The sequence below is a fragment of the Lentibacter sp. genome, assembly GCF_029254145.1.
Taxonomy (GTDB): domain Bacteria; phylum Pseudomonadota; class Alphaproteobacteria; order Rhodobacterales; family Rhodobacteraceae; genus Lentibacter.
On record NZ_JAQWYD010000046.1, the window covers coordinates 1 to 7,568 of the forward strand.

8 protein-coding genes are annotated in these 7,568 nt (G+C 58.9%); all 8 read left to right on the plus strand.

Annotated features, from left to right (window positions below; translation table 11 throughout):
• Positions 1 to 203: 203 nt before the first annotated feature.
• Complete coding sequence (gene alr, locus P8O11_RS05405) at positions 204 to 1,241, plus strand: alanine racemase (protein ID WP_300292463.1); 1,038 nt, start codon at positions 204 to 206, stop codon at positions 1,239 to 1,241.
• Positions 1,242 to 1,247: 6 nt separating this feature from the next.
• Positions 1,248 to 2,033 carry an ABC transporter permease gene (locus P8O11_RS05410; protein WP_089890511.1) on the plus strand — a complete coding sequence of 262 codons (786 nt, stop codon included), beginning with the start codon at positions 1,248 to 1,250 and terminating at the stop codon, positions 2,031 to 2,033.
• Positions 2,030 to 2,776 (plus strand): ABC transporter ATP-binding protein, encoded by a 747-nt coding sequence (locus P8O11_RS05415; protein WP_300292464.1) that lies wholly within the window; start codon positions 2,030 to 2,032, stop codon positions 2,774 to 2,776. Before P8O11_RS05410 ends, P8O11_RS05415 begins: the two co-directional genes overlap by 4 nt.
• Positions 2,777 to 2,892: 116 nt before the next feature.
• Entirely contained in the window at positions 2,893 to 3,360 is a 468-nt protein-coding gene (locus P8O11_RS05420; RefSeq protein WP_300292465.1) for a paraquat-inducible protein A, read from the plus strand.
• A 117-nt stretch (positions 3,361 to 3,477) separates the two neighbouring features.
• Positions 3,478 to 4,245, plus strand: a complete 768-nt coding sequence (locus P8O11_RS05425) for a DNA repair protein (protein WP_300292466.1) — start codon at positions 3,478 to 3,480, stop codon at positions 4,243 to 4,245.
• Between the two features lie 73 nt (positions 4,246 to 4,318).
• The gene (gene radA, locus P8O11_RS05430; RefSeq protein ID WP_300292467.1) at positions 4,319 to 5,683 is read left to right on the plus strand and encodes a DNA repair protein RadA; all 1,365 of its coding nucleotides are present in this window, start codon (positions 4,319 to 4,321) and stop codon (positions 5,681 to 5,683) included.
• Between the two features lie 39 nt (positions 5,684 to 5,722).
• Positions 5,723 to 6,277: a CvpA family protein gene (locus tag P8O11_RS05435; RefSeq protein ID WP_300292468.1), complete on the plus strand. Its 555-nt coding sequence runs from the start codon at positions 5,723 to 5,725 to the stop codon at positions 6,275 to 6,277.
• Between the two features lie 122 nt (positions 6,278 to 6,399).
• Positions 6,400 to 7,568, plus strand: a 1,169-nt coding sequence (purF, locus tag P8O11_RS05440) for an amidophosphoribosyltransferase (protein ID WP_300292469.1), incomplete at its 3' end; no start/stop codon positions are given.

The following is a 7,568-nucleotide window of genomic DNA, read 5'->3' on the forward strand; positions in this document are numbered from 1 at the left end:
CGCGCAAAGGTGCAGTCGCGTTCCAATCCAGATAGACCCGACTCATCGGCACTCTGCCCCGTGTTTCCTCTTGCCAAAAATATCCCGGGGTTTGGGGCAGAGCCCCAATCCAACCTCCGCCAAACAAGAGGAACGCCCTGTTTTCAAACACCACAATGGCATTTCCCCCTTGACCTCGCTGCCCCCTCTGCCGACAAGTCCCCATGGCAAGCGGAACCCTCACTGTCGATCTTGAAGCCTTGGTGCAAAACTGGCGCGCCCTTGGAGCCTTGGCGGGCACCGAGGCAGGCGCCGTCGTGAAAGCAGATGCCTACGGGCTTGGCGTCGCCCCCGTGTCGCGCGCTCTGGCCAAAGCAGGCGCTCGTAGCTTCTTTGTTGCCACAGCCGAAGAGGCCGCCACCCTGCGCCGCGAGCTCGGCGATGGCCCGACAATCTATATTTTCTCAGGTCACATGGCAGGAGACACCGATATGATCGGTGATCTTTCGCTCGTGCCTCTCCTCAATTCGATAGATCAGCTCCAACGTCATCTTGAGGCCCTGCCAGGCGCGCCCTTTGGCGTGCAGCTTGACACTGGTATGAACCGCCTCGGCATGGAGCCTGCCGAATGGGCCGCCCTGCGCGACCTCGCGCTGGCCCAAGGCCCCTCGTTGATCATGTCACATCTCTCCTCGGCGGACGAGCCGCAGTCCGCGATGAATGCGCTCCAGCTGCGTGTTTTCAAAGATATGACGGATGGGATTGATGTGCCCCGCTCGCTCGCAGCCACAGGCGGCACGCTTCTCGGCCCAGACTATCATTTTGATTTGGTGCGCCCGGGCGTCGGCCTCTACGGCGGCGCGCCCTACAAAGAAGCCCTCCCCGTCGCCTATCTCGAGCTGCCTGTCGTGCAGGTGCGCGATGTGGAGGCAGGCGAAAGCGTGGGCTACAACATGGGCTATGTTGCCCGCCAGCCCCGCCGTGTGGCAACGCTTTCTGCCGGCTATGCCGACGGCCTCATCCGCGCCCTTTCAGGCAAAGCCAAGCTCTACTACGGCCAACGCGAATGCGCTCTTCTGGGCCGTGTCTCGATGGATCTGATCACAGTCGACATCACACATCTGCCCGAAGTGCCCGCCTCTCTCACGCTGCTAGGCCGTCAGCAAGGCGTTGATACGCTGGCCACGGCGGCAGGCACGATCGGCTATGAGATTCTCACATCCCTTGGCGCACGCTACACGCGCCGCTATTCTGGCGGATAAACGCGCATGAGCCTCCTTCTTTCCCCGCTCGCCGCCATCGGTGCAACCGTGCTTGCCGCCCTCGCCGCCATGGGCCGCGTGGCGCTCTTTGCCTTTGAGACGGTGACACACCTCTTCCGCCCGCCGTTTTATGGCAGGGAGCTCTGGATCGCCCTTGTGCAGATTGGCTGGCTCTCGCTGCCAGTTGTCGGCCTCACAGCGCTCTTCACCGGTGGTGCGCTGGCGCTTCAGATTTACTCTGGCGGCGCGCGTTTCAACGCCGAAGAGGTTGTGCCCTCGATCGTTGCCATCGGCATGGTCCGCGAGCTTGGTCCCGTCCTCGGTGGCCTCATGGTCGCTGCGCGCGTGGCCAGTTCGATTGCGGCCGAAATCGGCACCATGAAAGTCACCGAACAGATCGATGCGCTGACCACTCTCTCAACCCACCCGATGAAATACCTCACCCTGCCTCGCGTGCTCGCCGCCACTCTGGCTGTGCCCGTCCTCGTCGCCGTCGGCGATGCCATCGGCATCATGGGCGGCTATATCGTCGGCGTCACAAGACTTGGCTTCAACGAAGCAGCCTATCTGAAGAACACCGTTGATTTTCTTGAACTTTGGGATGTCACCTCGGGCCTCATAAAGGGCGCGGCATTCGGCTTTATCATCGCCACAATGGGCTGCTACTATGGTATGAATTCAGGCCGCGGCGCCCAAGGCGTCGGCCGCGCCACCAAAGCCGCTGTTGTGGCTGCAAGCGTGCTCATCCTCGCCGCCAACTATCTTCTCACAGAGGCGTTTTTCACATCATGATCACGCTTGAAAACGTCCACAAAGCCTTCGGATCAAAGCATGTCCTGCAAGGCGTCAACCTTACCATCGAAAAGGGCACCTCCATGGTGATCATCGGCGGCTCGGGCACAGGCAAATCTGTGATGCTCAAATCCGTCCTTGGCCTCGTGGCGCCCGACAGCGGTCAGATCACAGTTGATGGCAGTGATGTGCAAAAAGGCGACCGCGATGCCTTCCTTGCCCGCTTCGGAATGCTCTTTCAGGGCGGCGCACTTTTTGACAGCCTCCCCGTCTGGCAAAACGTCGCCTTCCGCCTGTTGCGCGGGGCCCTCAAGCGCCCCAGAGCCGAGGCGCGCGAGATCGCCATCGAGAAGCTTCGTCGCGTCGGCCTCAAGCCCGAAACCGCAGATCTTTTCCCTTCCGAGCTCTCGGGCGGCATGCAAAAACGCGTCGGCCTCGCCCGCGCCATCGCCGCCGAGCCCGAAATCATCTTTTTTGATGAGCCCACAACGGGCCTTGATCCGATTATGGCGGGTGTCATCAACGAGCTCATCCGCGAGATCGTCACCGAAATGGGCGCAACCGCCATGACCATCACCCACGATATGAGCTCCGTGCGCGCCATCGCTGATAACATCGCCATGCTCCACGACGGAGTGATCAAGTGGACAGGCCCTGTGGCTCAACTCGACACATCAGGTGATCCCTACCTTGATCAATTCATCCACGGCCGCGCCGAAGGTCCGATCGAAGCGGTCCGCTAACCGCCCCCTTTCGCACATCCTCTTTCCTGAAATATCATGGGGGAGGATGAAAACCCGCAGGGTTTGCATCTGGGGGCAGAGCCCCCGCCACAGCGCAAAGCCCGAAGGAGCCGCTCATGCTGTTACGCCTTGCCAATCTTTCGCTGCTCGTCCTCTTCCCCGTGGCCTGGTTCGCCCCGCTGATGAAAGCGGGTCTGCTTCCGCTGTTCAAGCTCAGCGAAATCTCGGTCATCTCGGGGCTTCAGTCGCTCTGGGGCACGGATGTTTTCCTCGCTCTGGTTGTCACCGTCTTCGCTCTCTTTGCGCCCTATCTCAAAACACTTGGCCTTGCCCTCGTGCAGTTCGGGCTGCTCCGGCCCGTGGCACTCCCTGCGCTCAACATTCTGGGCAAGCTTGCCATGGCGGATATCTTCCTTATCGCCCTCTACATCACTCTCGCCAAGGGAATCGGCGTGGGGCGGCTGGAGACCGCATGGGGACTTTATCTCTTCACAGCCTGCATCCTCGCGTCACTGATCATCGGGTTGCTCACGAAACAATCCCTCCAAAAGCCCATGATTGGTTCAAAAGACCCCGATAAATAGAGCGAGAACAGTCTATTTCGCCCCAAATGCACCAAAGACCTTGTTTTCCCGCCTAATTTTTTGAAAACTGTAAGCAGTATTTTGCTTATTGGAGTTTTCGAGTTCCGGGGGGAATTCATGGTTACCTTCATGCATGGCCTACGCGTCATAGCTTATCTCATGCATCGTTTGGCCTTTGTAACGGTCGTATGCGCTGCTTTGGGTGCAGTCATCTATACAACTCTCTGTGCTTTCAATGTCATGCCATGGCTCGAAATCCCTCTGAGCCTCTCAGGGCGCCCCATCGAAAACTCTGGCCTCTGGGTTCAATCGAGCCTAACAGGATTGGCCGTTTTGCTGATGTTCTTCCTGCCCTCCAACACGCGCATCCTCGCACTGGAAAACTCGCACCGTTCTTTTCAACTTGGCATGCATGATGTCGCCCGCGCCTATCATCATGTCCACGCAGCAGACCGTGCTGATGCCTTCAAGTTGAGTTCAGAGTTTGATTCTGTGCGCGAGCGCCTCGTCTATTTGCGCAACCACCCAGATCTTGGCTCGCTTGAGCCAGACGTGCTCGAAGCCGCCGCCCAGATGAGCCATATTTCAAAAGAACTGGCAAATATCTACTCTGATGATGCTCTCGCCCGCGCGCGCGACTTTCTACGTCAGCGTCAAACTGAAGTGGACAATTTCAACAGCCGCATCAACAATGCCAAATTGGTCGCCACCGAGCTAAAACATTGGTTGCATGAGGTCGAACTCGAGGAAAGCGTTGCCGCCAGCCAGCTAGAGCGCCTGCGCGACGAGCTGCATGAGGTGCTTCCCGAGCTGGGCAAAATCGCAATGGTCGAGGTTGAGGCCGAGCGCGACACCATCACACGCTTGCCTCGCGCGGCCGAGTAAACCCGTGCGGAAGCCTTGAGCCTCGCGCGCTGTCACGGTTGACGGCGGCGCAGCGCTCGGACATACCCGAAAAATGGCCAAGAAACTCCAATACGTCTGCACTGCCTGCGCCGCCTCCAGCCCAAAATGGGCGGGTCAATGCGACGCTTGCGGCGCATGGAACTCAATTGTCGAAGAAAAGCCCTTGTCCGAAGGCTCAAGTTCCAAATCCATCGGATCAAAGCGCGGCGGACAGGTCGAGCTGACCGATCTCTCGACCAATGAAGCCCCCCCGCCCCGCACCATGAGCGGCATGGAGGAGCTTGATCGCGTTCTGGGCGGCGGGCTTGTGCCCTCCTCAGCTATCCTTGTGGGCGGTGATCCCGGGATCGGGAAATCTACTGTGCTCCTGCAAGCGGCTGCACAATTCGCCTCACAGGGCCTCAAAACGATTTATATCTCTGGCGAGGAAGCCTCCGCCCAAGTGCGGATGCGGGCACAGCGCCTTGGCCTCAAGGATGCGCCCGTCAAGCTCGGCGCCGAGACCAACCTGCGCAATATCCTGACCACGCTTGAAGCCGAAAAGCCCCAGCTTGCCATCATCGACTCCATTCAAACCATGTGGGTCGACACTGTAGATAGCGCCCCGGGCTCCGTCTCGCAGGTGCGCGCCGCCGCCCACGAGCTCACAAGCTTTGCCAAGCGCAAGGGCGTCTCCGTGATCCTTGTAGGTCATGTGACAAAAGACGGCCAGATCGCTGGCCCCCGCGTGGTCGAACATATGGTTGATACAGTGCTCTATTTTGAAGGCGAGCGCGGCCACCAGTTCCGCATCCTGCGGGCCGTCAAAAACCGTTTTGGCCCTGCTGATGAGATCGGTGTGTTTGAAATGACGGGTGCAGGGCTGCAAGAGGTAAGAAATCCCTCGGCGCTGTTTCTCTCGGAGCGTGGCGAGCCGTCGCCCGGCTCGGTCGTCTTCTCAGGGATTGAGGGCACACGCCCCGTGCTTGTAGAGTTTCAGGCGCTTGTCGCGCCCTCGCCCCACAGCCAGCCGCGCCGCACCGTTGTCGGATGGGACAGCTCCCGCCTCGCCATGATCCTCGCCGTGCTCGAAGCGCGTGTCGGCATTCCATTTGCCGGGCTGGATGTTTACCTCAATGTTGCAGGCGGCATCAAGGTCACAGAGCCTGCCGCCGACCTCGCTGTTGCTGCGGCCTTGCTCTCGGCGCGCGAAGATGCAGCGCTCCCCAAGGACACCGTGGTTTTTGGCGAAATCAGCCTCTCAGGCGCGTTGCGCTCCGTCTCGCAGACGGAAAATAGGTTGAAAGAAGCGCAAAAACTTGGTTTTTCCACTGCAATTATGCCAAAGGGTGATAAAGCGCCCTCAACGGCGGGCCTCACGGCCAAACGCTATGACGACCTAACTGCCTTTGTGGGCGATATTTTCGGCGCTGGTTAAAGCCACGCTGGGTAAGCAAAGAACGAAAAGAGAGTGATCATGGAAGGTTTTACTATCGTAGACGGCGTCGTGGCCTTGATCATTGTTGTCTCCGCGCTGCTTGCCTATTCGCGCGGGCTTGTGCGCGAAGGCCTCGCTATTGCGGGCTGGATACTCGCCGCGGTTCTCGCCTTTATATTTGCCCCGCAAGTGCAGCCACTGGTCAAAGAAGTGCCTGTTGTCGGTGAACTCATTTCTGACAGCTGCGAGCTCTCGATGATCGCAGGCGCCGCCGCAATTTTCACTGTTGTGCTCGTCATAGCTGCGCTCTTTACGCCTTTGTTTTCCTCGCTCATCCAGCGCTCGGCTCTTGGCGGGCTGGATCAAGGGCTTGGCTTTCTCTTCGGCGTGGCGCGTGGCATCCTGCTCATTACAATCGCATTTTTCGTCTACGAAACTGTGGTTACGAGCCAAGACATCGCCGCAATCGACGACAGTCGTTCCGCGCGGGTTTTTGGCAAGATGACGGGCACCATTGAGGAGCGCGATCCAGAGCAGGCGCTTGGCTGGATCACGCTCCAGTATGAAGAGCTTGTTTCAACCTGCGGCGAATAAAACAGTCGAAGTCACGAAACTGTCGTATCCTTGGGTGACATAGGCGCACGCGCGGCTTATGTAGGGGGCAAATCTGACCTCAGGATTCGGAGCTGCTCGCCGTGCCTCACTCATCATCACCGCTGTCTTATGCAAAACCGTTTTTCGCACATCCCTTCGATGACGATAAACTCAAGGAAGAATGCGGGGTGTTCGGTGTGACAGGCGTGACCGACGCAGCAAACTTTGTCGCCCTTGGCCTTCATGCGCTTCAGCACCGTGGCCAAGAAGCTGGCGGGATCGTTTCATACCACCCTGATCACGACTTCAACTCCGTGCGCCGCTTTGGCTATGTGCGCGATAATTTCACCAAACAATCTCTGATGGAAACATTGCCCGGCACGCTCTCAATCGGCCATGTGCGCTATTCCACAGCAGGCTCCAAAGCCGCCGCCATCCGCGATGTACAGCCCTTCTTTGGGGAGTTTTCCATGGGTGGCGCCGCGATTGCGCACAACGGCAACATCACAAACGCCGACGCTCTGCGCCGTGAGCTGATCGAACGCGGCAGCATCTTCCAGTCAAGCTCGGACTCAGAGTGCATCATTCACCTCATGGCCCGCAGCTTGCAGCGCAACATCCCCGAGCGGATGGAAGACGCACTGCGCCGCGTCGAAGGCGCGTTTTCCATCGTCGCCATGACCCGCACCAAGCTCATCGGCGTGCGCGATCCGCTCGGTGTGCGCCCACTCGTCCTAGGCCAAATCGGCGAGGGCTGGGTTCTCAGCTCGGAAACCTGTGCTCTTGATATCATTGGCGCAACCTATGTGCGTGAAATCGAACCAGGCGAAATGGTCGTCATCACAGGCGAAAAAGTCGAGAGCAGCTTCCCGTTCCGCCGTCAAAAGCCGCGGTTCTGTATCTTTGAGCATGTTTACTTCTCACGCCCTGACAGCATCATTGGTGGCCGCTCGGTCTATGAAACGCGCCGCCAGATCGGCGTCGAGCTGGCCCGCGAAGCCCCCGTGGAGGCCGATCTTGTCTGCCCTGTTCCTGATTCCGGGACACCTGCGGCCATTGGCTTTTCTCAAGAGAGCGGCATTCCCTACGCGATGGGCATCATCCGCAATCAATACATGGGCCGGACTTTTATCGAACCCACCGAAAGCATCCGCAATATGGGTGTGCGCCTCAAGCTCAACGTCAATCGCGCGCTCATTCAGGGCAAACGCGTGATCCTTGTCGATGACAGTGTTGTGCGCGGAACCACCAGCCGAAAGATCAAGGAGATGATCCTTGATGCCGGCGCGGC